Annotated in this window: 19 protein-coding genes, 1 tRNA gene and 2 pseudogenes; 12 read left to right on the top strand and 10 right to left on the bottom strand. The window is 72.2% G+C overall.

Annotation, left to right across the window (positions count from 1 at the left end):
- Window positions 1-400 precede the first annotated feature (400 nt).
- The gene (locus tag ACP4J0_RS26265; protein ID WP_426601200.1) at window positions 401-988 is read left to right on the top strand and encodes a dihydrofolate reductase family protein; all 588 of its coding nucleotides are present in this window, start codon (window positions 401-403) and stop codon (window positions 986-988) included.
- A gap of 302 nt (window positions 989-1,290) precedes the next feature.
- Here ACP4J0_RS26265 and ACP4J0_RS26260 read toward each other — a convergent pair whose 3' ends face one another.
- The 3 genes from ACP4J0_RS26260 to ACP4J0_RS26250 form a co-directional block, all read right to left on the bottom strand.
- Complete coding sequence (locus tag ACP4J0_RS26260) at window positions 1,291-1,743, bottom strand: SRPBCC family protein (protein ID WP_426601199.1); 453 nt, start codon at window positions 1,741-1,743, stop codon at window positions 1,291-1,293.
- Window positions 1,744-1,972: 229 nt separating this feature from the next.
- Window positions 1,973-2,392: a DUF3592 domain-containing protein gene (locus ACP4J0_RS26255; RefSeq protein WP_426601198.1), complete on the bottom strand. Its 420-nt coding sequence runs from the start codon at window positions 2,390-2,392 to the stop codon at window positions 1,973-1,975.
- Window positions 2,393-2,481: 89 nt separating this feature from the next.
- On the bottom strand, window positions 2,482-3,507 hold the full coding sequence (locus tag ACP4J0_RS26250) for an SEC-C domain-containing protein (protein WP_426601197.1): 1,026 nt from the start codon (window positions 3,505-3,507) through the stop codon (window positions 2,482-2,484).
- A 73-nt stretch (window positions 3,508-3,580) separates the two neighbouring features.
- Here ACP4J0_RS26250 and ACP4J0_RS26245 point away from each other — a divergent pair, with 73 nt between their 5' ends.
- Both ACP4J0_RS26245 and ACP4J0_RS26240 read left to right on the top strand, forming a co-directional pair.
- Window positions 3,581-3,757: a hypothetical protein gene (locus tag ACP4J0_RS26245; RefSeq protein ID WP_426601196.1), complete on the top strand. Its 177-nt coding sequence runs from the start codon at window positions 3,581-3,583 to the stop codon at window positions 3,755-3,757.
- A 159-nt stretch (window positions 3,758-3,916) separates the two neighbouring features.
- Window positions 3,917-4,774: a fumarylacetoacetate hydrolase family protein gene (locus ACP4J0_RS26240; protein WP_426601195.1), complete on the top strand. Its 858-nt coding sequence runs from the start codon at window positions 3,917-3,919 to the stop codon at window positions 4,772-4,774.
- 183 nt (window positions 4,775-4,957) lie between these two features.
- On the opposite strand, the gene ACP4J0_RS26235 is transcribed toward ACP4J0_RS26240, so the two are convergent.
- The 3 genes from ACP4J0_RS26235 to ACP4J0_RS26225 form a co-directional block, all read right to left on the bottom strand.
- Window positions 4,958-5,830, bottom strand: coding sequence for an LLM class F420-dependent oxidoreductase (locus tag ACP4J0_RS26235; protein WP_426601194.1), 873 nt, complete (start codon window positions 5,828-5,830; stop codon window positions 4,958-4,960).
- A gap of 129 nt (window positions 5,831-5,959) precedes the next feature.
- Window positions 5,960-6,442 carry a heme-degrading domain-containing protein gene (locus ACP4J0_RS26230; RefSeq protein WP_426601193.1) on the bottom strand — a complete coding sequence of 161 codons (483 nt, stop codon included), beginning with the start codon at window positions 6,440-6,442 and terminating at the stop codon, window positions 5,960-5,962.
- A complete protein-coding gene (locus tag ACP4J0_RS26225) occupies window positions 6,439-7,542 on the bottom strand; it encodes a Gfo/Idh/MocA family oxidoreductase (RefSeq protein ID WP_426601192.1) in 1,104 nt (367 codons plus the stop codon). Before ACP4J0_RS26225 ends, ACP4J0_RS26230 begins: the two co-directional genes overlap by 4 nt.
- A 212-nt stretch (window positions 7,543-7,754) precedes the next feature.
- On the opposite strand from ACP4J0_RS26225, the gene ACP4J0_RS26220 reads away from it, so the two are divergent.
- Window positions 7,755-9,005 carry an ROK family transcriptional regulator gene (locus ACP4J0_RS26220; RefSeq protein ID WP_426601191.1) on the top strand — a complete coding sequence of 417 codons (1,251 nt, stop codon included), beginning with the start codon at window positions 7,755-7,757 and terminating at the stop codon, window positions 9,003-9,005.
- A gap of 147 nt (window positions 9,006-9,152) precedes the next feature.
- On the opposite strand, the gene ACP4J0_RS26215 is transcribed toward ACP4J0_RS26220, so the two are convergent.
- Entirely contained in the window at window positions 9,153-10,622 is a 1,470-nt protein-coding gene (locus tag ACP4J0_RS26215) for a PQQ-dependent sugar dehydrogenase (RefSeq protein WP_426601190.1), read from the bottom strand.
- A gap of 349 nt (window positions 10,623-10,971) precedes the next feature.
- Here ACP4J0_RS26215 and ACP4J0_RS26210 point away from each other — a divergent pair, with 349 nt between their 5' ends.
- The 6 genes and pseudogenes from ACP4J0_RS26210 (at window position 10,972) to ACP4J0_RS26185 (ending at window position 15,804) form a co-directional block, all read left to right on the top strand.
- Entirely contained in the window at window positions 10,972-11,856 is an 885-nt protein-coding gene (locus ACP4J0_RS26210; protein ID WP_426601189.1) for a hypothetical protein, read from the top strand.
- A 164-nt stretch (window positions 11,857-12,020) separates the two neighbouring features.
- Window positions 12,021-12,312 (top strand): annotated as a pseudogene (locus tag ACP4J0_RS26205) (GntR family transcriptional regulator); the annotation flags it as partial.
- Between the two features lie 110 nt (window positions 12,313-12,422).
- Complete coding sequence (locus ACP4J0_RS26200) at window positions 12,423-13,202, top strand: HAD-IIA family hydrolase (RefSeq protein WP_426601188.1); 780 nt, start codon at window positions 12,423-12,425, stop codon at window positions 13,200-13,202.
- Window positions 13,203-13,318: 116 nt separating this feature from the next.
- The gene (locus tag ACP4J0_RS26195) at window positions 13,319-13,906 is read left to right on the top strand and encodes a hypothetical protein (RefSeq protein ID WP_426601187.1); all 588 of its coding nucleotides are present in this window, start codon (window positions 13,319-13,321) and stop codon (window positions 13,904-13,906) included.
- Window positions 13,907-13,912: 6 nt separating this feature from the next.
- A complete protein-coding gene (locus ACP4J0_RS26190; RefSeq protein WP_426601186.1) occupies window positions 13,913-14,623 on the top strand; it encodes a class F sortase in 711 nt (236 codons plus the stop codon).
- 149 nt (window positions 14,624-14,772) lie between these two features.
- Window positions 14,773-15,804: a glycoside hydrolase family 6 protein gene (locus tag ACP4J0_RS26185; protein ID WP_426601185.1), complete on the top strand. Its 1,032-nt coding sequence runs from the start codon at window positions 14,773-14,775 to the stop codon at window positions 15,802-15,804.
- 75 nt (window positions 15,805-15,879) lie between these two features.
- Here the strand turns inward: ACP4J0_RS26185 and ACP4J0_RS26180 are convergent, their stop codons facing one another.
- The 3 genes from ACP4J0_RS26180 to ACP4J0_RS26170 form a co-directional block, all read right to left on the bottom strand.
- Window positions 15,880-17,817 carry a galactose oxidase-like domain-containing protein gene (locus ACP4J0_RS26180; protein WP_426601184.1) on the bottom strand — a complete coding sequence of 646 codons (1,938 nt, stop codon included), beginning with the start codon at window positions 17,815-17,817 and terminating at the stop codon, window positions 15,880-15,882.
- Window positions 17,814-19,805 carry a glycosyltransferase family 2 protein gene (locus tag ACP4J0_RS26175; RefSeq protein ID WP_426601183.1) on the bottom strand — a complete coding sequence of 664 codons (1,992 nt, stop codon included), beginning with the start codon at window positions 19,803-19,805 and terminating at the stop codon, window positions 17,814-17,816. The genes ACP4J0_RS26180 and ACP4J0_RS26175 overlap by 4 nt, the downstream gene beginning before the upstream one ends.
- A gap of 292 nt (window positions 19,806-20,097) precedes the next feature.
- Window positions 20,098-20,171: transfer RNA gene (locus ACP4J0_RS26170), tRNA-Lys, on the bottom strand.
- A 205-nt stretch (window positions 20,172-20,376) separates the two neighbouring features.
- Between ACP4J0_RS26170 and ACP4J0_RS26165 the strand changes: the two genes are divergently transcribed.
- Both ACP4J0_RS26165 and ACP4J0_RS26160 read left to right on the top strand, forming a co-directional pair.
- A complete protein-coding gene (locus ACP4J0_RS26165; protein ID WP_426601182.1) occupies window positions 20,377-21,486 on the top strand; it encodes a peptidoglycan-binding protein in 1,110 nt (369 codons plus the stop codon).
- 68 nt (window positions 21,487-21,554) lie between these two features.
- A pseudogene (locus tag ACP4J0_RS26160) lies at window positions 21,555-21,762 on the top strand (hypothetical protein); the annotation flags it as partial.

Below are 21,762 nucleotides of genomic sequence, written 5' to 3'. Positions count from 1 at the left end.
GATCATGCTGCCCGGCGGCCTGGCCTTGCACTTCAACGAAGTGCCGGAGCGCAAGTCGGGCTAGACAGGATCCACGTGGGCCTGTGCCCCGACACCTTGAGTGACGCCGAGGTCGAGCGGCTGCTGAGCTTGGGCGCCCCTTGGTCGCCGATCGCCGCAAGCCCGAAGGCCGGCGTCGGGTCGTTCTCGCCGACCCGGGCGCAACGTGTCCCGCGTGTTGCCGACGGAATCCGATCGGGCCGCGTTGCCCTCGTGACCCCAGCACCTTCTCCGCCGTGACGCAGCCTCCGGGGCCGCGTCCGGGGCGGCCGACGTCCAGGAGTCCGAGGCGATGAATTCCGCCGTGGTCCGCGGTCTGTATCTGCGAGAGGTGATCAACCGCAATCGAGGAGAGAGCATCATGACCGCCACCTACACATTCGACGTCTTCTCCAGCCTCGACGGTTACGGCTCCTACGACGACAGCAGCGGCGACTGGGGCGGTTACTGGGGCAAGCAGGGCCCCGAGCTCCTCGACCACCGTCTCGCCCTGTACGGCGAGGCGCAGCGGATGGTCTTCGGGGCCCACACGTATCGGGGGTTCGCGCGGATGGTGGCCGAGAGTACCGAGGAGTCCGAGGTGCGTGACCCGTGGGTGACGCGGATGAGGAGCCTGCCGGCGACGGTGGTGTCGACCACGCTGGAAGGGCCCCTCGACTGGCCGGACGCGGACGTCGTGGGCGGCGACGCCGTCGACGTGGTAGCCCGGCTCAAGGAGGAGTCCGAGGTGCCGTTGCGCTCGCACGGCAGTCTGTCGATGAACCGGGCGCTGATGGCCGCCGGTCTGGTCGACCGCGTTCAGGTGACGATCTTTCCCGTGATCACCGGGCGGACCGGGCTGGACCCGGTCTTCCGGGGTGCGGCCGACTTCGACCTCGAGCTGATCGAGCACCGGACGCTCGACGGCCACACCCAGGAGCTCGTCTACCGGCCCACCCTGCACGGCTGAGTCCATCGGCGTACCCGGGTCGTCGGGCAGTCCGGTCCTGGCGGGGCGGTGCCCCTGGCCGGCGTGCCGACGGCGGCCTCCTGGCGGCCCCGGTCACGCGGCGGTCGCGGCGGTGACGGGGAGCGCCGAGTGCCTCCCGGGCCGGGCGGCGGTCCGGGGTTTCCGCTGTCGCGCTCATCTGAGCGGGTCGTGAACTTTTCGGCGGGAATGTTCACGCTTTCGCAGCCGTGCCCCGGCAGAGGGGACACCGGCGGGACGGGACCGGCCCCCGGAAGGCCGGGGGCCGGTCCCGTCGCGGGGGCTCAGTCCTTCGCCCCGTCCGCCAGGAACGCCGTCAGGCCGTCCAGGAGCATGCCGCTGCCCTGTTCCGCCATGTCCCGTTCCTCTGCCGTGTCGCAGGTCTGGCGGAGGACGATCACGGTGTTGCGGGGGCCCTGCTCGGTGAGCTCCATGGTCATCGTCGAGGGCGCGGGGCGGCCGGGGACGTCCATGCCGATGGTCAGGTGGCGGTTCTCCGTGACCTGCTGGTAGGTGCCCGTCAGGGGGAACTCGGCGCCGTCGGGGGTGAGCATCGTGGCCTTCCAGGCGCCGCCCGGACGTACGTCCAGTTCGACGGAGCCGGGGGCGGCATGGGCCCACTGGGCGTACTCGCCGGGCGTGGTCCACGCCTGCCAGACCCGGGCCGCGGAGGCGTCCAGGGTGCGGGTCAGGGTGTAGGAGTAGCCGTTGGCCGCTGAGGTCTGCTCGTCGGACATGTTCTGTCTCCCCTTCTCGGATCCGTGCGCCCCTCGCGTGAGGCCGTCGCATCTGTAGACCCCCGCCCCCGCGAAACCTCATCGGTACGCACCGGGACGGTTCTCCGCGGTGTCCCGGTCCCGCACGCCCCTCCGGGGCCGCCCGGCACGCTCGCCCCCAGGCTTCCGGCCACCCCGTCCGGGCCCCGCCGGCACACCACGTCGGCGCGGCACGCCGGCCGGCCCGGCCTCAGACGACCGCCCACACCCCCAGCCCCACCCCGAACAGGCACACCAGCACCCCCCACACCAGGTACGTCGTCGGAGCGAACGTCTTCTGCGTCCGGACCACGACCACACGGCGCGGGTCCGCCGGGTCGTAACGCACCACGACCGAGTACCCGGCGCGGAGCGTGTGGAGGCCGGAGTTGAGCGGAACGCGGCGATACGTCTGGTGATGCGGGCCCGCCCGGTAGCGGACCTGCGCCGGGTGAAGGTCCGGGCCCTCCCGGCGCGGACCGCGGGCGACCTCACCCTCCGCGCGGGCGCCCCGGACACCGAGAAGGCGCAGGCCCCGCCGGCCGCGGAGGGCGAGATGGACGACGCGGACACCGAAGGCCGCCCAGCCGGCGGCGAAGAGCAGAGCGATGGTCAACCAGGGCTGCGACACGGCAGGCTCCCCCCGAAGCACACGACAGTCACCCCCGAACGCCGACCAGGACCGGCACCGGCGTCAGGTGGCCGGGAAGACGCGCCCCGTCACACCCCGGTTCCGTGGCACTCCCCGTACGGGCGGCCCGAACCGCACCAGCACGCCGCCCCCCGCTGCGGCGGCCACACCACCGCACGCCCCCGTGCCGCCAGCGTCGTCGCGTACTGCGGGAGAAGAGCCGGATCGGCCGGGGACACACCCTCCGACGCCGCGAACGCCTCGTACGACGGCACCGTCCCACGGACCACACCCAGGTTCGGGGTACCGGACGACGCCAGCTCCCGCAGCGCCGCCTCTATGGCCGCCGAGTGCTCCCCGTACGAGGGGTACTCGGCCGCCAGCGGCGGGTACGCCTCGACGAGTTCCGCCAGTTCCTCCGCCGGCCAGTGCAGCATCGCCACCGGGAAAGGACGGGACAGAGCCTCCCGGTAGGCGCCCAGTTCGGCGCGCAGGCGGGAGATCTCCGCCTCCAGATCCGCCGGATTGTCCGAACCCAGCGACCAGACACGCTTCGGGTCGTGCAACTCGTCCAAGGAGACCGGCATGGAATGCAGAGTGTCGGCGAGGGCATCCCACTCGTCGTGGGCCAGGCCCAGCATCCTGCGCACCCGGTGGCGGCCGTAGAGGAGAGGATGCGTCGAGTACGGCGGTTCCGCCACGTCCGTCAGGAGCAGACGGGCGCCCTCCGTGAACGACTCGTGCGCCGCCTCCAGCTCGTCATGGGCCTCCAGGGACTCGGCCACGATCACCCAAGGGGCAGGGTCGCGCGGCGACGCCGCGCGGACGCCGTCGATGATCGCCCGGGCCTCCGCCTCATGGCCGTACTCCCAGAGATTCGACGCCTTGAGAGCGCGAACCAGGGACGGGTTCTCCAGCGCGGCGGACGCGGAACCGGAGGACAGCAGGCGGTCGTACAGCTTCGTCGCGGCAGGGCGGTCACCGGAAAGCTCCAGGTGGGCCGCCGCACGCAGGAGCAGGGCCTCGGCGTCCTCGGGATAGAGGCCGGCGGTCCGCTCCAGGCGTGCCGCCTCGGCGGAGTGGTCGACGTTTTCGGCAGGCGTGTCGGGGCGCATGGGTGACACCGTACTGCCGACAGGTGACGAAGGTGAGGCCCCCGCAGGCCCCAGACCCGGGCCAGGACAGCACGTGACGGCGCCGATACCGGGCCCCGGCCGGGCTCCCAGTACAACCGGCGCAAACGCGCGCACGAGCACGCTCGTCACCGTCACCGTCACCGTCGCCGTGGTGCCGCTGACCGCCGCGCTGTACGTCATCACCAGCACGACGTGGAGCGCCGTCGAGCGGGCCGTCCTGTACCGGTGAGCCGCAGGAGGACGGCGTGGCTACGGTCCAGTACGTGAACGGGGTATTGCGGAGTGGACCCCGACCTTGGACGATCGACCAGTCCTCCGATGGCTGCGCACGGCCGCATCCAGGCGCACCTCATCGGGCGGGCTGCCCGCGATCGAGGAGTTGGGGATCATGAAGCTGTTGCGAGTCGGTACGGCGGGGTCGGAGCGACCCGCACTGCTCGACGCCGACGGAACCCTGCGAGACCTGTCGGGCGTGGTGCCGGACATCGACGGAGCGCTGCTCGCCGACGACGCCGCGCTCGGCCGGATACGGGCCGCCGCCGAGGCCGGTGAACTGCCCGCCCTGGACGGCACGGGACTGCGCGTCGGACCGCCCGTGGCACGCATCGGCAAGATCGTGTGCATCGGCCTCAACTACCACGACCACGCCCGCGAGACCGGGGCCGAGCCGCCCGCCGAGCCCGTCGTCTTCTTCAAGGCGCCGGACACGGTGGTCGGACCGGACGACACGGTGCTCGTACCGCGCGGCTCCGCCAAGACCGACTGGGAGGTGGAGCTCGCGGTCGTGATCGGGCGTACGGCCCGCTACCTGGAGTCGGCCGAGGAAGCCCTCGCGTGCGTCGCCGGGTACGCGGTCGCCCATGACGTGTCCGAGCGGGAGTTCCAGATCGAGCGGGGCGGGACCTGGGACAAGGGCAAGAACTGCGAGACGTTCAACCCGCTGGGGCCGTGGCTGGTGACCGCCGACGAGGTACCCGACCCGCAGCGGCTGTCGCTGCGGCTGTGGGTGAACGGGGAACTGAAACAGGACGGGACGACCGCGGAACAGATCTTCCCGGTGGGGGAGGTCGTGCGGTACGTCAGCCAGTTCATGGTGCTGCGGCCCGGTGACGTCATCAACACCGGGACGCCGGCCGGGGTGGCGATGGGGCGGCCCGAGCCCAAGCCCTACCTGCGGGCGGGGGACGTCGTCGAGCTGGAGATCGACGGGCTCGGGCGGCAGCGGCAGGAACTGAAGGACGCGTAGGCGCTCCGCTGGGGGCGCTGGGGGCGCTGGGGGCGCTGGGGGCGCTGGGGGCGCGGGGAGTGCGGTGCGTTGTCGGCCGCGGCACCGCGGTGCGTTGTCGGCCGCGGGCCGTCGCGGGCCGGTCGCGCCCACGCGGCGGAGCCGCACATGTCACAGCCCCGCGCCCCTTCGGGGCGCCTCGGCTCACGCCAGCAGGGAAGCCAGACGGCGCCAGGCATCCCGGGGGAGCGGTGTCATGTCGTTCTCCACCACCTGGATGGCCACGTGGTCCGCACCGGCGTCGTGGAACGCGTCGACGCGGGCGCGGATCGTGTCCTCGTCGCCCCAGGCGAAGACCGCGTCGATCAGACGGTCGCTGCCGCCGCCGGTGACGTCGGCGTCGGTGAAGCCGAGGCGGAGGAAGTTGCTGGTGTAGTTCGGGAACTCCAGGTACGGGGCGAGGTAGGCGCGGGCCGTCGCGCGGGCGCGGGACGGATCGGAGTCGAGGACGACCTTGAACTCCGGGGCCAGCAGCGGGCCCTCGCCGAGCCGCTCGCGGGCCTCGGCGGTGTGCTCGGGAGTGACCAGGTACGGGATCGCGCCCGCCGCCCGGTCCCGGGACAGCTCCAGCATCTTCGGGCCGAGCGCGGCCAGCACCCGGTGCCCGGCCCCCATCCCTGCCCGGTCCAGGTCGTCGAGGTAGCCGACCATCGTCGAGTACGGGCGCTTGTACCCGCCCACCATCGGACCGTGGCTCACGCCGAGGCCCAGCACGAAGCGGCCGGGATGGGCCACCTCCAGCTCGGCGAAGGCCGCGGCGGTGGCGGCGGCCTCGTGCTCCCAGATGCTCTGGATGCTGGTGCCGACGACGATGCGCGAGGTCGCCTCGATCAGCGGGGCGGCATGCCGGGCGGACGTGTTGCCGCCCAGCCACAGGGCGCCGAACCCGAGCTTCTCCAACTCGGCCGCCGCCTCCGCCCGTTCACCGGCTCCGTCCGGACCCCCGGAGCGCATCTGCGCACTCCAGACGCCGTACCGTCCGATCGATTCCCTCAAAGACGCCGTCGTGTCGTTCATCGGCCGCGATCCCTCCGGTGGTGCGTTGTGGTCGTCCTTCGTACATCGCCTGCACCGCGTGCCAACCGGAGGGACCGGGGAGTGATTCCCGGGATCCGCCGTACGGACCCGAGGATGCCGCCGTACGGGCTACTCGCCCAGGAACCGCTCCAGCGCCTCCACGACGAGCCGGTGGTCCTCCACCTGCGGCAGCCCGGACACCGTCACCGCGCCGACCACACCGACACCGGCCACCGTGACCGGGAACGAGCCGCCGTGCGCCGCGTACCTGTCGGCATCGAGCCGCGAGGACTCCTCGAACGTCGTGCCCTTGGCCCGGAAGCGGGAGCCCACCAGGTACGACGCCGAGCCGTACCGCTCCACCACCCGGCGCTTGCGGGCGATCCAGGCGTCGTTGTCGGGGGCCGAGCCCGGCAGCGCCGCGTGGAAGAGCTGCTGGCCGGCGCGGTGGATGTCGATGGCGACCGGCGCCCGACGCTCCCGGGCCAGCTCCACCAGGAGGGAACCGAGCGCCCACGCGTCGTCGTTCGTGAACCGGCGGAAGACCAGGCGGCGCTCCTGCGCCTCCAGTTCCTCCACGGTCGGGACCGCCGTGCCGGGAGAGGGGCTCACAGGGTGACCACCATTCCGTCGCGGGCGGACCGGCGGGCCGCCTCCAGTACGTCCAGTGCGTCGGCCGCCTCCCGGGCGCCGACCGGGTTCGGACCGCCCTCCAGCAGGGCCTTCGCCACCGCCGCGTAGTACGCGGGGTAGTCACCCGCGACGGTCGCCTCGACGCGTCCGCCGCCGGTCACCGGGGACTCCCCGGAGCCCACGCGGCCCCACAGCGACTCGTCCTCCTCGCCCCAGGCCGGGCCGGGCCGCTTGCCCTCGCGCAACGCCGCCTCCTGCGGGTCCAGGCCGTGCTTCACGTACCCGGCCTTCGAACCCAGCACCCGGAAACGGGGGCCGAGCTGGGCGGCGGTGGAGGAGACGTAGAGGTGGGAGCGGACGCCGCTGGCGTGCGTGACGGCGATGAACGTGTCGTCGTCCGCCTCCGCGCCCGCGCGCCGGACGACGGACTCGGCGTACACCTGCGTGGCCGGACCGAAGAGGACGAGTGCCTGGTCCACGACATGGCTGCCGAGGTCGTAGAGCAGACCTCCGATCTCTGCCGGGTCGCCGGACTCGCGCCAGCCGCCCTTCGGCTTCGGCCGCCAGCGCTCGAAACGGGACTCGAACCGCCACACGTCGCCCAGCGCGTCCTCGGCCAGCAGCTTGCGGAGGGTGAGGAAGTCGTTGTCCCAGCGGCGGTTCTGGAAGACGGAGAGCAGCAGGCCGCGCTCCTCGGCGAGCGCCGCCAGCTCCCGCGCCTCGGCCGCCGTACCCGCGACCGGCTTGTCCACCACGACCGGCAGGCCGGCCTTCAGGGCCGTCGTCGCGAGCGGCACGTGCGTCTTGTTCGGGGACGCGATGACGATCAGGTCCAGCTCGGCGGCCCGGCCGAACAGCTCGTCGGGCGTGGCGACGGTCCGCACGTCCGGGAACTCGGCGCGGGCCTGCCGCTGCCGCTCCGGGTTCGAGGTGACCACCGTGTCCAGGGCCAGGCCCTCGGTGGCCGCGATCAGCGGGGCGTGGAAGACGGAGCCCGCGAGGCCGTAGCCCACGAGGCCGACGCGCAGCGGGCCGCGCGGAGCGCTGCCAGGGGGATTGCCGGAGGGAGTACCAGTCATACGCCCTACTTTCGCAACGGTGTTGCCAAAGTGCAAGCGCCGGAGACAATGGGGGCGTGAACAGGGACAGGGACGGGGACAGGGCGAACGGCGGAGGCGTGGGTACGGCTACGGGCGCGGGTACCGGTGCGAGCACGGGCGGGGGTGCGGGGACCGGTACGGGCCCGGGCGCGGGCACGAGTACGGGCGTGGGCCCCGCGAGGGGCGGCGGCATGCGGGGTGCGGCGGGCGGCGCCAACCTGCTCGCCCTGCGCAGCCACAACACCGCCCTGGTGCTCGACCTGCTGCGCACCGCCGGCGCCGACGGCATCAGCCGGCTCGAACTGGCCGAGCGGACCGGACTCACCCCGCAGGCGGTCAGCAAGATCACCGCCCGGCTCCGTGCGGAGGGCCTCGCCGCCGAAGCCGGACGCCGCGCGTCCACGGGCGGCAAGCCGCGCACCGTGCTGCGCCTGGTGCCGGGGGCGGGGCACGCCCTCGGCGTCCACCTGGACCGGGACGAACTGCGGGCGGTGCTGGTCGATCTCGACGGTGCCGTGGTGGGGGAGCGGCACACCCCGCTGGACCTGGGGGCGGGCGCGGCGGCCGTGGTGGAGGCGGTGGCGCGGGCCGCCCGGGAGCTGGTCACCGAAACCCTGGTCCCCCCGGGGGCAGCCCTCGCCGCCGCGCCCACCCTGCTCGGCCTCGGCGTCGCCCTCCCGGGCCCGCTCGACCACGTGCGGGGCGTGCTGCACCGGGTCACCGGCTTCCCGGAGTGGGACGGGTTCCCGTTGCGGGACGCACTGGCGGAACGGCTCGGGGTGCCGGTCGTCGTCGACAAGGACACCAACGCGGCGGCGCTCGGTCTCGCGGTCGGACTCACGGCCGGTCTCACCGCCGGGCTCACGGCCGGTCTCGCGGCCGGCGGCAAGGGCGGTGAGCCAGGTGGTGAGCGGGGCGGGGAGCCGTGCGGTGAGGAGGCCGGGGCAGGTGTCGGGAGGGGTGGCGGCGCGGGTGGTTCCTTCGCGTATCTGCACCTCGGTACGGGACTCGGCGCCGGCCTCGTCTTCGGCGGCGGCGTGCACCGGGGGGCCCGGACCGGCGCCGGGGAGTTCGGGCACCAGGTCGTCCAGCTGGACGGGCCGCCCTGCACCTGCGGCGCCCGCGGCTGCATAGAGGCCCTGTGCCTCGGCGCCGTCGCCCGCGGCGACCTCGCGGAGGCGGCCAGGGTGCTGGGCGCGGGCGCCGCGAACCTCGTCGGGCTGCTGGACATCGACCTGGTGCTGCTCGGCGGCCGTACCGTCGCCGCCGACCCCGAGGCCTTCGTCCACGGCGTCGGCGCCGTCCTCGACGCACGCGCCCGGCGCGAGGGCGGACGCGACGGCGCCGTACCGGTGCGGATCGCGCCCGGCGGGACGCGCGGGGTCGCGGAGGGCGCGGCCCAGCTGCTGCTCGCGCCGCTGTTCGGGCGGGGGGACGCCTGACGAGGGCGGCCCCCGCCCCCGGCTCCGGCCCCCGTCCCCCCCCGGCTCCGTCCCCCGGCTCCGGTCCCCCCGGCTCCGGTTCTCCCGCCGGGAGCCTTCCGGAACGTACTCCCGGCGGGCGGACCGTTGTACCGGCGCCGCTGTCGCTCAGCGGCCCATCGCGCACGCGTCCCCGTTGAGCATGAACCGCGGCGGCGGCGACGCGTCACCGGTGTGGTCGACGAGGTAGCCCAGTGTGACGCTCGCGCCCGGCGCGATCACGGCGTTGTGCGGGGCGCTGCGCGCCGAGATCGTGTTGCTCCCCTGTGTCAGCTCCGTGTTCCAGTCGGAGACGACGGTCTGCCCGAGGGGCAGCGGGAACTCGAGCGTCCAGCCGTTCACCGGGGCGTCGCCGGTGTTGGTGACGGTGAGGTCGACCGTCGAACCGGTACCCCAGGCCGTGACCGCGCGGTCCACCCGGCAGGTGGGTTCCTCGCGCGTGAACGACACGCGGTGCAGGCCGCCGGGCAGGTCGTTCACCACGTAGAACTCCCCGTCGACCGTCGTGCCGATGGACGTCACCTGGGTGGGCATCTCGCCGATCTCCGCCTGCTCGTAGCCGCCCCGGCCGTCGGGGCGCAGCGCCCAGACGGTGGACGAGCAGTAGTCGGTGGCGATGTAGGTGCCGCCCACCAGGCCGGCGTACCGCTCGCCCCGGTAGACGTGGCCGCCGATGACCGAGCAGCCGCCGGTGTAGGGGGAGTAGGTGAAGACCGGGTCCGTGTACTCCTCGCCGGGCAGGCAGTCCCCGTCGGCGAACTTCTCCAGCCCCTCGTAGCAGGACCAGCCGAGATTCAGCCCGCCCTGCCCGGCGGGGAGGTGGTCGATCTCCTCCCAGCGGCCCTGGCCGACGTCGCCGATCCACAGGGAACCGTCGGCGGCGTCGAAGGAGAACCGCCACGGGTTGCGCAGCCCGTACAGCCAGATCTCCTCGCGCGCGCCGGGGGTGCCGACGAAGGGGTTGTCGTCGGGGACGCAGTAGGCGAGCGGGCCGCAGGCACGGCTCACGTCGACGCGCAGGATCTTGCCCAGCAGGGTGTCCAGCCGCTGCCCGGCGTCGAAGGGGTCGCCGGAGCCGCCGCCGTCGCCGATGCTCCAGTACAGGTTGCCGTCCGGGCCGAACGCGAGCTGCCCGCCGTTGTGGTTGCTGAACTCGGCGTGCTCCTGGGAGAGCAGGACCTCCAGGCGGGACTCGTCGAGCCGGTAGCGGGCGAGCGTGACCGCGCCGTCGGGCAGTGCCGTGTACGCCAGGTACAGCACCCGGCTGTCGGCGAAGTCGGGCGGCAGGGCGAGGCCGAGCAGGCCGCGCTCGTTCCCGGACTCGTCCACGGACGCGGTGATGTCGACCAGCGGGGTCCCGGCCAGGCCGGTGTCCGGGTGGTAGACGCGGACGGTGCCGCGCTTCTCCGTGATGAACAGCCGGTCCGTGCCGTCGTCGGGGGCGGCGAGCGCGGTGGGCCGTCTCAGCCCGGAGGCGACCTGGGTGGTGGTGGCGCTGAGTGAGGGGAGGGGGACGGGGGACGCCGTCTTCTCCGCCAGCTTCTCTGCTGTTGCTGCCGCTGCGGGGGACGGGACCAAGGTGATCAGTAGGAGAGCCGTGGTGAGAGCGGTCAGGACGAGCGGGAGACGGCGCCATAAGTGGTAGACATGTATATGACAAGGTAGAGCGTCCATGAGTCCTTCTCTCTGCATGCGGGAGGTCGAGGGGGCGGGATTTGGGAGCGCTCCCGCACTCAGGCTGCGGCTCATGAAGCGGAGCGGCAACGCGTGATTGCGCCACTTTCACGCCGCCTGGCGCAAACGGTGCCGCTCGGCGCGCCGTCGGTCGCCGATCGAGGGACGTCCGTCCTCCGTTGTCCTCCGTCCGGGCGTCATGGCCCGAATGGCGGTGCCCGAAGCCGCGTTCCACCGGCACGCTCATGTGTTTATGCGACTGTTCACGCCCGCGTCCCCCTCCCTGGTGGCGACAGCCGCCCTCCTCGTGGCCTCCGCGTCCGTCGTTCCCGCGTACGCGGATCCCCAGGCGCCGCTGCCCGCCTGTACGGCCCCGGACGACCACACCTTCCCCCTCACCACCCGCATCCACGGCGGCCCCGCCGGCTATGCGGCGGGCGGCGGCTACGGCACCTGGTACCTGGACCTCACCAACACCACGTCCCGCACCTGCGAGGGCATTCACCCGGTCGTCGTCCTCGTCGACGAACAGCGGGCGCTGGAGCCGTCGCAGCCCCGCCTGGAGTTCTACGACGGTTCCCGCCCGCGCCCCGTCGGCTTCGAGACGACCGACCGGGACGAGCTGATCGGCGCCTTCGGAGAAGGGGAAGGGGAGGGGGAGGGGAGGGGAGAGGATGCCGGGGGGCCGGAGGGTGACGGGCAGCGGGAGGACCGCTTCCCCGGCTTCACCGTCGGCCCGGGCAAGACCCTCACCGTCAAGGTCCGGCTCGCGCTCACCTCCGACGCCGCGCCGGGCGAGGTCACCGCCAACGCGGCCGTCGTCCAGCGCCGGGGCGGCGACGGCGAGTGGATCGGCCAGTCGAACGACTACCGCTTCCGCATCCGGGCGGGCAAGCCCACCGACGACACCGCCGGGGACTCCCCCGGCGACTCCCCAGGCGGCGCGACCGACGAACCCACCGGCCAGGGCGCCGATCCCGCCACCGCCACCCCGGACGACCAGGGCGGCACCGGTGTCCCGTTCGCCGACGAACTCGCCGGCACCGGCCCGGGGCGCTCGGGCGCGGCCCTGGGAGCCGCCGCCCTGCTCGTCGCCGCCGGCGGCGCGGCCGTACTGCTGGCCCGCAGGCGCGGCTGACGCGTACGGCGCCCGGCTGACGGGTACGGCACCCGGCTGACGCATGCGGCACCCGGGCGTCGGGTACCTGGACGCCCAGGTGTCACCGCACTCCGGTAAGTCCGGACACCCACACACCCTGAGCCCCCGTCACCCCTGTCACCCCCGTCTGCGACCATCCCTGCCTGGACTACCCGAACGACCAGGCCCCGGGCGCCCCCGTCCGCTCCGGGATCCCGGAGCACGGCCGCGTGCCGAAGTACTACGCCGTCGAGGCGCGGGATCGACCGTCTGGTCGCCGAACTGGGGGAGGGCAGCGCCATCCCCACCGAGCGGGACCCCTCCGAGCGGTACGGGGTCGCCCGGGAGACCACCCGGCAGGCCCCGCGCGGACTCGTGCTGGAGGACAAGCGGGGGGTGGAGGTCTTCGAGCCCGACTGGGACGACATCGAGAAGAACCTCACCTCGTACGTCGACGCCTGGAAGGAGGCGACCGGCAGCTGACCCGGGAACTGGCCGTTCCCCATGATCGGGCCGCCGTTTAGGCTGGGGCGCACGCAGGACCGCTCAGGCAGGAGATCCCGCACATGGCAGAACGCAGGCCCATCGAGTCGTGGCTCACCGACATGGACGGTGTCCTCATCCACGAGGGCGTGCCGATCCCCGGCGCCGACGCCTTCATCAAGAGGCTCCGCGAGTCCGGCAAGCCCTTCCTGGTCCTCACCAACAACTCGATCTACACCCCGCGCGACCTGCACGCCCGGCTGCGGCGCATGGGGCTGGAGGTGCCGATCGAGTCCATCTGGACCTCGGCGCTGGCCACCGCCAAGTTCCTGGACGACCAGCGGCCCGGCGGCTCGGCGTACGTCATCGGCGAGGCGGGCCTGACCACCGCCCTGCACGACATCGGCTACATCCTCACCGACCACGACCCCGACTACGTGGTCCTCGGCGAGACCCGTACGTACTCCTTCGAGGCCATGACGAAGGCGGTACGGCTGATCAACGCGGGCGCCCGGTTCATCTGCACCAACCCGGACGAGACCGGCCCCTCCACCGAGGGCCCGCTCCCGGCGACCGGCGCGGTGGCCGCGCTGATCACCAAGGCGACCGGCAAGCAGCCGTACTTCGCCGGCAAGCCCAACCCGCTGATGATGCGCACCGGGCTCAACGCGATCGGCGCCCACTCCGAGACCAGCGCGATGATCGGCGACCGCATGGACACCGACGTGCTGGCCGGCATGGAGGCCGGGATGCAGACCTTCCTGGTGCTGACCGGTCTGACCCGGCCCGAGCAGGTCGAGAACTTCCCGTACCGCCCGTCCAAGGTGGTCGACTCGATCGCGGACCTCGTCGACCGGGTCTGATCGAACCCGGGTAAACCCGCAGCCCCCCGGTACCACCCGTTCGGAGCAACCGGGCCCCCGCGCAGGATGCGGGGGCCCGCCCCGCGGGGGAGTCTCCAGGTGACTGGAGGTGCACGATGGGCTCACTGAAAGCCACTCTCCGTGCCGGGGCCGCCCTGACCGCGGTGCTCGCACCGGTCGCACCCCTCGCGCCGACCGCGTACGCGACGGGCGGGGGAGGCGTCTCGGTGTCACCGTCCACACCCGCGCCCGGCAGCGACGTCACGGTCCGCGTGGCGGGCTGCGCCGAGCAGACGGCCGTCGCCGCCTCGGCGGCGTTCGTCTCGGACGCACCGCTCACCCCGTCCGCGCAGGACGGCGTCCTCGTCGGGTCGAGCAGCATCCGCTCCACCACGGCGGCCGGCACGTACACCGTGCGCGTCGCGTGCGGCGCCGACGCGCACGACGCGCACGACGCCCGCGACGTGCGCGAGGGCACCGTCACCGTCGTCGAACAGCGGCGCCCGGCCGCCCACGCCTCGCCCGTCGCGCCCGTCGACGCGGGCGGCGGCGGCACCGCGCGACTGGCCGCCGACGCCCGCGACGAGGCCCGCCCCGATCCCCCCGGCACGGCGCACACCGTGACCGGCCTGGTCCTCGCGGGCATCGCCGCCGTCGCCGTCGCGCTGCGCGGCGTCCGCAGCCGGAGCCGCGGGACGGACTGACCGACCATGTCCGAACGGGACCAGCAGGACCAGCGTGACTGGCAGGACCAGCAGGACGCCACCGGCTCCGGCCGCCTGGTGACCGGCATCGCCTGGGTGGTGCTGCTCCTCGGGCTCTGGCTGTGGGGCCGCGAGGCCACCGACGTGCGGGAGGAGGTGTCCCGGCCGGCCACCGGCGACATGGCGGCGGCCGGCCGGCCCCCCGACGTACCGCTGCCGCCCGCCCATACGCCCCTCGGCGACGCCCCGCCGCAGCGGCTCGACATCCCCGCCCTCGGTGTCCGGGCCCCGGTCGTGGCCCGCGGCCTCGACGCCGAGGGAGCGATCGAACCACCGCCCTTCGACCGGCCCGGCACCGTCGGCTGGTACGCGGCCGGCGTGATGCCGGGCGCGGCCGGCACCGCGCTGATGGTGGGACACGTCGACACCGAGACCCGGCCCGCCGTCTTCCACGAGGTCAGCACCCTGGAACCCGGCGAGACGATCCGGGTGGTCCGCGCCGGCACCGGGGCCGCCGGGGTCGCCGAGTTCACCGTCGACGACGTCCGGGTCCTCCCCCGCGACGGCTTCGACGCCCAGCAGGCCTACGGCCCGCACCGCACGGGACGCGCCGAACTCCGCCTGATCACCTGCGGCGGCACCTTCGACCGCGCCACCGACAGCTACACGGCCAACGTCGTCGTCTCGGCGTACCTCACGGGCACCGGACCTCGATGACTCCCGGAACCTTCGGAACCTCCACTACCTCCGAGACCTCCGGGACCTCCGAAACCCCAGGAACCTCCGGGGCGGTGCCCGGGACCCTCGTGGGTGCCACAGGCGTATGTCAGGATTGACTCTCGGAACAGTGCACCCAGGGGGGTTGGATGTACGGCAGCAGGGGGGCCGGAACCTTGTCCACGAGGCGAGCGTCCGCGGTGGCGCTGGGGGCGGCACTGCTGCTCGCGGGCTGCTCCTCGTCCTCGGAGGGCGAGGACAAGAACAAGGACAAGGGCGCGGGCGCCGGGATAACGCAGCAGCCGAAGGACGCCGACCCGTTCTGGGTCAACCCCGACGGCAACGCGGCCCAGCAGCTGGCGGCCCTGGAGAAGTCCGACAAGAAGGAACAGGCCGAGCAGATCCGCAAGATCGCCCAGCAGCCGACGGGCGAGTGGATCAGCCCCGAGAACCCCGAGGAGCAGGCCCGCGGTTTCACCGAGGCCGCCGACGCGGCCGGGCGCACCGCGCTGCTCGTCCTCTACAACATCCCGCACCGCGACTGCGGCCAGTACTCGGGCGGCGGCGCCGCCGACGGCAACGCCTACCGCGCCTTCATCGACGGCGTGGCCAAGGGCATCGGCGACCGCTCCGCCACGGTCATCCTGGAACCGGACGCGGTGCTCCACCTGGTGGACGGCTGCACCCCGGAGCAGTTCCACGAGGAGCGGTACGACCTCCTCAAGGGCGCCATCGGCAAGCTCTCCGCGCTGAAGAACACCAAGGTCTACCTGGACGCGGGCAACGCCGGCTGGGGCAGTCCCGACCAGATCTTCGAGCCGCTGAAGTGGGCGGGCATCGACCAGGCCGACGGCTTCTCGGTCAACGTCTCGAACTTCTACACCACCGAGGACTCCATCGCCTACGGCAAGCAGCTCTCCGCCAAGGTCGGCGGCAAGCACTTCGTCATCGACACCAGCCGCAACGGCAACGGCCCCTACACGGAGGGCGACCCGGGCGAACGCTGGTGCAACCCGCCCGGCCGCGCCCTCGGTGAGACCCCGACGACGAAGACGGCCGACCCCCTCGTGGACGCCTACCTGTGGGTCAAGCGCCCGGGGGAGTCGGACGGCGAGTGCAAGGGCGGCCCCAAGGCCGGCGAATGGTGGTCCGAGTACGCCCTGAAGCTGGCGCAGGGATAAGAAAAACCCAGGGGCGCGGGGACTGCGCGACAAGCCACAGCGCTCCCGCACCCCTGGTCACCACCTGCGGGAGCGCTACGGCACGCGCACCCACTGCGCCTTGGAAGGCGTCCCCTCCCCGTCGGTGACGAACATCATGTACCACCCCGCCTGGACGAGGTTCTTGTTCTCCGGCACCGTCACCGTCAGCTTGTCCCCGTCCGCCTTGAAGTCCAGCGCGATCGACCGCTGGTCGACGTCCGTGACGTGCGTCGACGCGCTCGGCCGGATCAGCCGCACCTTCTTGACCGACTGCGCCGCCCGCGAGGTGAACGTGCCCGACTCACCGCGCTCGATGGTCTGCGGCCCACCCGACAGGTCCGGCCGCGAGTCCCGGTACAGGTACGGCGGCGTGTAGATCTCGATGCGCTGCTCGAACTTGCCCGGCTTGGTGTTGGCCTTGTCGGCGTAGAGCGAGTCCGACCCGAAGAACATCAGGCGTCCGTCGGGCAGCAGGATCGAACCCGAGTGGTAGTTGCGGCCCACCAGCGGGTCCGCGACCTGCTCGAACTCGTTGGTGTCCGGGTGGTACAGCCGGGCCTCCAGGATGTTGGAGTCGCCGCGGCCCCGGTAGTCCTCCGAGCCGCCCGAGACCAGCACGCTGTCGTCCGGCAGGACCGAGGCCTGCGGGTAGCGGGTGCCCTTGCCCATCGACGGCCCGTCCACGAACTTCGGGTCGTCCGCCTTCAGATCGACGATCCGGGTCTTCTCGCTGGACTTCTTGGACTCGCCGACCCCGCCGCCGCCGATCACCATGTACTTCTCGTCCTGCGCCGGCGGCAGCAGCACCGTGTTGGCGGTCTCCAGCATGTCGGGGTCGCTCATGCCGGGGACCTTGGTGAACTCGTAGGTGTCCAGGTCCCACACGCCCGGGTCACGGCCCACGTCGGCGGGGCCGTAGCCGGCGTTCGCACCCGAGTAGAAGATCTTGCCGTTCTGCATCAGGAACAGCGCCGGGTACGTCGGGAACTGACGGACCTTGCCGGTGTACTCCCACGTCTTGGTCTCCGGGTCGTAGACCTCGTTCTTGCCCGGCACGATCTGGCCGATCTCGTCGAGGCCGGAGACGCTGAGGATCCTGCCGTCGCTCAGGGTGGTGAGCGTCGGGTACCAGCGGGCCTCCTTCATCGGGTCGACCTTGATGTACTTCTCGGCGATCGGGTCGAACTCGAAGGCGTCCCGGATGCCCTGGAAGTCCTTCTTGTCGAGCGCGAGCTTCTCCGCGATGCCGTACGTGTTACGCGCGTCGGCGCCCGACAGGCCCTGGACGGTGTAGTTGTCCTGGGTGCCGGTCGCGTACTTCTGGCCGCTCTTCTCCGCCTCGACGTAGATCCGGCCGAGGCCCGCGTCGTTGCGCAGGAACCTCCCGGTCTCCTCGTCGAAGACCTTCTCGGCCCGCGGCACCAGCACCGGGTCCTTGGAGACGAACGTCTTGCCGTTCTCCTTGCCGGTGAACTTCGTGCCCGCCGGCAGGGTGATCGGCTTGTCCGGGTTCTCGTTGTGGACGATCATCAGGCCGCCGGCCTTGGTGACGTCGCCCTTGAGCTTCTCGTACCGCTTGGTGCCGCCCGCGATCAGCAGGTTGCCGTTGGCGAGCTGGGTGTGGCCGGTGCAGAACAGGTCGGTCGGCGTCGGCACCTTCTTGATGCTGCCCTTGACCGGGTCCCAGATCCGGGTGTCGTACTGCTTCGCGTCGAAGTTGTCCTGGTTGTTTCCCGACCCGGCGACGAGCAGCACCTTGCCGGTGCGCAGCAGCGCCGCGTGGATGGTGTTCTGCCGGTACTCCTCGGGAAACTCGATGATCTCCCACTTGCCGTTGGCGGCCTTGTACTCCGGCTGATTGATCTTGTACTGGTGGTATTTCTCGGTTCCGAAGCGGTAGAGCCACGGCCCGTTCATCCCGGCCAGCGCTACTACCACCGCCGTGCCTATCGCGAAGCGACGGGCGCGGCGGCGGCCGGCACGGTCCTTCATTCCTTACGTCCCCCAAGTCCACCAAGGGCGATCTGCATGGTCTGGTCGCTGCCTCCGTCGGCGGAGGCAGCCCAGCTGGGCTTCTGCTGCGGCGCGTGCGGCGCGTGCGGCGCGTGGGCCTGCGCCGGGTCCGCGGGTGCCGACTGCTGCGACGGGACCCGCGGCTCGGGCTCCGCCGCCACGGCCGGCGGTTGCTTCTTCGCCTTCCGCAGTTCGTGGCGCCAGGCGAACATCGGCGACGCGGTGATCAGCAGCGCGAACGTCGCCCAGATGATCATCGCGGGGTGCGCGTGCCCGTAGACGAAGCCCGCGGTGATCGAGCCGGCGAAGATCAGGATGAAGTACCAGTGGTACCGGAAGGTCCCGAACAGCGTGTCGGGGCTGGCCGAGTCGCCCTTGGGCGTCACCACGAACTTGCTCTTGCGGCGCAGCACGGAGTCGATGAGCGCCTTCGCGTAGAGCGGCGCCGACAGCGCGGACATGACCATGCCGGCCACACCGCCGGAGCCCTCCGGCTCGTGCGGGGAGACGTTGTGGCGGCGGTTCCAGACGTACAGGCCGATCTGCAGGGCGGAGGCGTTGCCGTAGAGCATCAGCCAGACCGCCGGGTCGATGTTCACGCCAGAGGCGCCCAGGCCCAGGAACAGGCAGCAGCTCAGCGCCGCCAGGATCCAGTTCAGGGCCGACATCGGGTAGAAGATGATCATCATCGTGTAGTTGAAGAGCTTGCTCGGCGGGAGCGAGTACCAGCCCTTCCAGTACTGCTTGAGGATCGTCTCGTACGTCCCTCGCGACCAGCGCATCTGCTGGGTGAAGAAGTCCGTCCAGGCGTTCGGGCCCTCGCCGACGGCGAGCACGTCCGGGGTGTAGACCGAGCGCCACTTGCGGCCCGTCGCCGGGTTCTTGTGGCGGTGGATCTCGAAGCCGGTCGCCATGTCCTCGGTGATCGAGTCGTACAGGCCGCCGATCTGCTTCAGGGCCCTGATGCGCACCGCGTTCGAGGTGCCCACGAACATGGGGGAGCCGTAGCGGTTGCCGGCGCGCTGGATCAGCGCGTGGAAGAGGAACTGCTGCGACTCGGCGGCCTTGGTGATCGGGTTGTCGTAGTTGCCGTAGACCTGCGGGCCGATGACGAAGCCGACGTCCGGGTCGCGGAAGAAGCCGAGCATCCGCTCCAGGTAGTTCGGCAGCGGCACGTGGTCGGTGTCGACCGAGGCGAAGAAGTCGTAGTCGTCGCCGTGCGCGTCCAGCCAGGCGTTGTAGTTGCCGTGCTTGGTCTTGGCGCGGTGCGGGCCCTTGGGCATGTTCCACTTCGCGACGCCCTTGCGGGAGAAGTGGTGGACGCCGAGGCGCTCGCAGACCGCCTTCACCTCGGGGTCGTCGCCCTCGTCGAGGAGCCAGACGTGCATCAGACCGCGGTGGCGGATCTTGACGGCCGCCTCCAGGGTCTTCGTCACCATCTCCAGCGGCTCCTTGCCGGGCACGAAGGAGGTGAGGAAGGCGACCCGGGTGCCGGTCTCCGGCACCACCGGGATCGGGTCCCGGGCGACCAGCGTCGCGTGCGCGTTCGACAGCACGTTCAGGCAGCGGAACAGCTCGATCAGGCCGATCGAGACGAGCATCACGATGTCGAGCGTGGGCAGCCAGTCGAAGGCCGGGTAGTCGCGCTCGGTCCAGTGCGTGGGCTGGAGCAGCCAGACCAGCAGTACGACCGACAGCAGCGGGGCGGCGGCCAGCATCAGCGCGACCCGTATGCGGTGCGGCTCCTGCGAGATCAGCGACCGGTACTGCACCTTGTACGGCTTGTTCGGGTCGGGCTGGGTGAGGGGGCCCGCGAGCCGGCTGTAGTGCTCGTAGTCGTACCTCGGCAGAGTCTTCTTGAGCCGGCGGAACGAGCCGGTGTTCCAGGTCCGATGCGCGGGCACCCGGAGCTGCGTGGTCTGGGACGGGTCGTGGTCCTGCCCGGCGCCCGTCGGCGTCGACGTCATGAGTCATCCCCCCACACGCGCATCACGCGTGTTTCGTCGCTTCCATCGCCCGCTCCGGTCCCCCTCGACCTTCACGGACGTAACTGTGGTGGGTTGCTGTCACCACGGCATCCACACCTTATATAGACATGGAACAGCGACCCCCGGTTGCATGATGCCCCCCTCGGCATCCCCACGGCACCCGGCCCCCCAACCGGACCAGGGTTCTACGGTGTTCGTCATGATCGCAAGATGCACGGGTCCGGATACACCGAAGGCCCCTCGTGTGCTACGAGGGGCCTTCGGCCGTCGGTGCGCCGCCAGGGACTCGAACCCCGGACCCGCTGATTAAGAGTCAGCTGCTCTAACCAACTGAGCTAGCGGCGCCTGCTGACCTGCACAACTCTACCGGATGCCGACAGGTGCTCCGGACCGCTCCCGGGCGCCCCGCGAGCCCCCGGGGCGGCGCCCGCCGCCGTGTACATCATTCGGACCGTCAACAGGCGCGTGAACAAGACAGTTGAGAAACTGACCGTCATGTACACAAGTGCACCACTGCGGACATGTTCGCCGGGAGTGTGAGGGGAATCGCATGGATGCTCCCGTATTCGAGGAGATCGAGCCCGCGAGTGACTGCGACTGCCCCGGCTGCCGCCACTGGCGCCGCGTCCTGCCGCATTCCCCGGACGGCCGCGCCCCCGCCCATCCGGCGGCCCGCCGCGCGCTGATCGTGGCCGCCGCCACCGCCGCCACCGCCGCTTCGGCTCTCGGCGCCGGCCCGGCGGCGGCAGCCCCGGCCGCCGCCCACGCACCGCACCGGCCGGGCGTTTCGGCAGGTGACGAGCCTGACACCCCCCAGGGGGTCAGGGCCCCGCTGTACGGTCCGCCCGGCCGGCCGGCGGCGCCCCCGGCCGGTGCGGAGCTGGCCGCGATCACCCGAACGGAGATCATCGCCCGGGCGCAGACCTGGGTCACCGCGAAGGTGCCGTACAGCACGTCCGCCTACTGGTCCGACGGCTACCGGCAGGACTGTTCGGGTTATGTGTCGATGGCCTGGAAGCTGCCCACGAACGAATGGACGGGCAGCCTCGGCACGTTCGCCGACCGCATCACGAAGGCGGACCTGCTGCCCGGCGACATCCTGCTGTTCCACAACGCGGCCGACCCCCTGAACGGCTCCCACGTGGTGATCTTCGGCGGCTGGACGGACGCCGCGCACACCACCTACACGGCCTACGAGCAGACCCCGCCGCACACCCGCAAGCAGTCGACGCCCTACGCCTACTGGAGCAACTCCGCCAAGTACCTGCCCTACCGCTACAAGGGCCTCACCAGCGCCACGGCGGGCACCGCCGGCGCGGCGGGCGGGCCGCCGGCCGCCACGGCCCCCGCCACGTCTCCCGCCTCGCCGTCCGCCGCGACCCCCGCCTCGCCGTCCGCCGCGACCCCCGCCTCGCACGGAGTGGCCGGATACCCCGGCCGGGCGATGTTCCGGCCGGGCGCCGAGAACCCGTACGTCACCCGGCTCGGCAGGCGGCTGGTGGAGAGGGGATTCGGCACGTACTACACGAGCGGACCGGGTCCGCGCTGGGGCGAGGCGGACCGGCGTGGTGTCGAGGCCTTCCAGCGCGCCCAGGGCTGGCGCGGCGGCGCGGCGGACGGCTACCCGGGCCCGGAGACCTGGCGGCGGCTCTTCTCCTGACGTCCGCCCCGGCGGTGACCCCCCGTTCCCCCGTTCGTGACGCATCTGGCGCGGAGGCTGGAGCACGCATGAGTACGACCTCTCCCACGAACCCGGAGACCCGGCCGAACCCGGAGACCCGGCCGCCGGCCGCTCCCGAGCCCGAAGGGGCGGCGGGGGCCGGCCACCGGTCCGTCCGGCTCATCCACAACGAGGCCACCACCGAGATCCCCGTCCACCTGCTGTTCCGCGACGACCCCGATCCGGCGCCGGCGCCGGCGCCGGCGCCGGCACCGT

This window comes from Streptomyces sp. WG7 (assembly GCF_049975785.1).
In the GTDB taxonomy this organism is placed as follows: domain Bacteria; phylum Actinomycetota; class Actinomycetes; order Streptomycetales; family Streptomycetaceae; genus Streptomyces.
The sequence above is the reverse complement of the archived record's forward strand: the minus strand, read 5'-3'. Positions and strand labels throughout refer to the sequence as shown.

Coding starts and splice junctions, on each gene's coding strand:
- ACP4J0_RS26200 (WP_426601188.1), top strand. CDS start 12,423: ATGGCAGAACGCAGGCCCATCGAGTCGTGGCTCACCGACATGGACGGT.
- ACP4J0_RS26265 (WP_426601200.1), top strand. CDS start 401: ATGACCGCCACCTACACATTCGACGTCTTCTCCAGCCTCGACGGTTAC.
- ACP4J0_RS26250 (WP_426601197.1), bottom strand. CDS start 3,507: ATGCGCCCCGACACGCCTGCCGAAAACGTCGACCACTCCGCCGAGGCG.
- ACP4J0_RS26195 (WP_426601187.1), top strand. CDS start 13,319: ATGGGCTCACTGAAAGCCACTCTCCGTGCCGGGGCCGCCCTGACCGCG.
- ACP4J0_RS26220 (WP_426601191.1), top strand. CDS start 7,755: ATGCGGGGTGCGGCGGGCGGCGCCAACCTGCTCGCCCTGCGCAGCCAC.
- ACP4J0_RS26180 (WP_426601184.1), bottom strand. CDS start 17,817: ATGAAGGACCGTGCCGGCCGCCGCCGCGCCCGTCGCTTCGCGATAGGC.
- ACP4J0_RS26260 (WP_426601199.1), bottom strand. CDS start 1,743: ATGTCCGACGAGCAGACCTCAGCGGCCAACGGCTACTCCTACACCCTG.
- ACP4J0_RS26210 (WP_426601189.1), top strand. CDS start 10,972: ATGCGACTGTTCACGCCCGCGTCCCCCTCCCTGGTGGCGACAGCCGCC.
- ACP4J0_RS26175 (WP_426601183.1), bottom strand. CDS start 19,805: ATGACGTCGACGCCGACGGGCGCCGGGCAGGACCACGACCCGTCCCAG.
- ACP4J0_RS26225 (WP_426601192.1), bottom strand. CDS start 7,542: ATGACTGGTACTCCCTCCGGCAATCCCCCTGGCAGCGCTCCGCGCGGC.
- ACP4J0_RS26235 (WP_426601194.1), bottom strand. CDS start 5,830: ATGAACGACACGACGGCGTCTTTGAGGGAATCGATCGGACGGTACGGC.
- ACP4J0_RS26190 (WP_426601186.1), top strand. CDS start 13,913: ATGTCCGAACGGGACCAGCAGGACCAGCGTGACTGGCAGGACCAGCAG.
- ACP4J0_RS26165 (WP_426601182.1), top strand. CDS start 20,377: ATGGATGCTCCCGTATTCGAGGAGATCGAGCCCGCGAGTGACTGCGAC.
- ACP4J0_RS26240 (WP_426601195.1), top strand. CDS start 3,917: ATGAAGCTGTTGCGAGTCGGTACGGCGGGGTCGGAGCGACCCGCACTG.
- ACP4J0_RS26185 (WP_426601185.1), top strand. CDS start 14,773: ATGTACGGCAGCAGGGGGGCCGGAACCTTGTCCACGAGGCGAGCGTCC.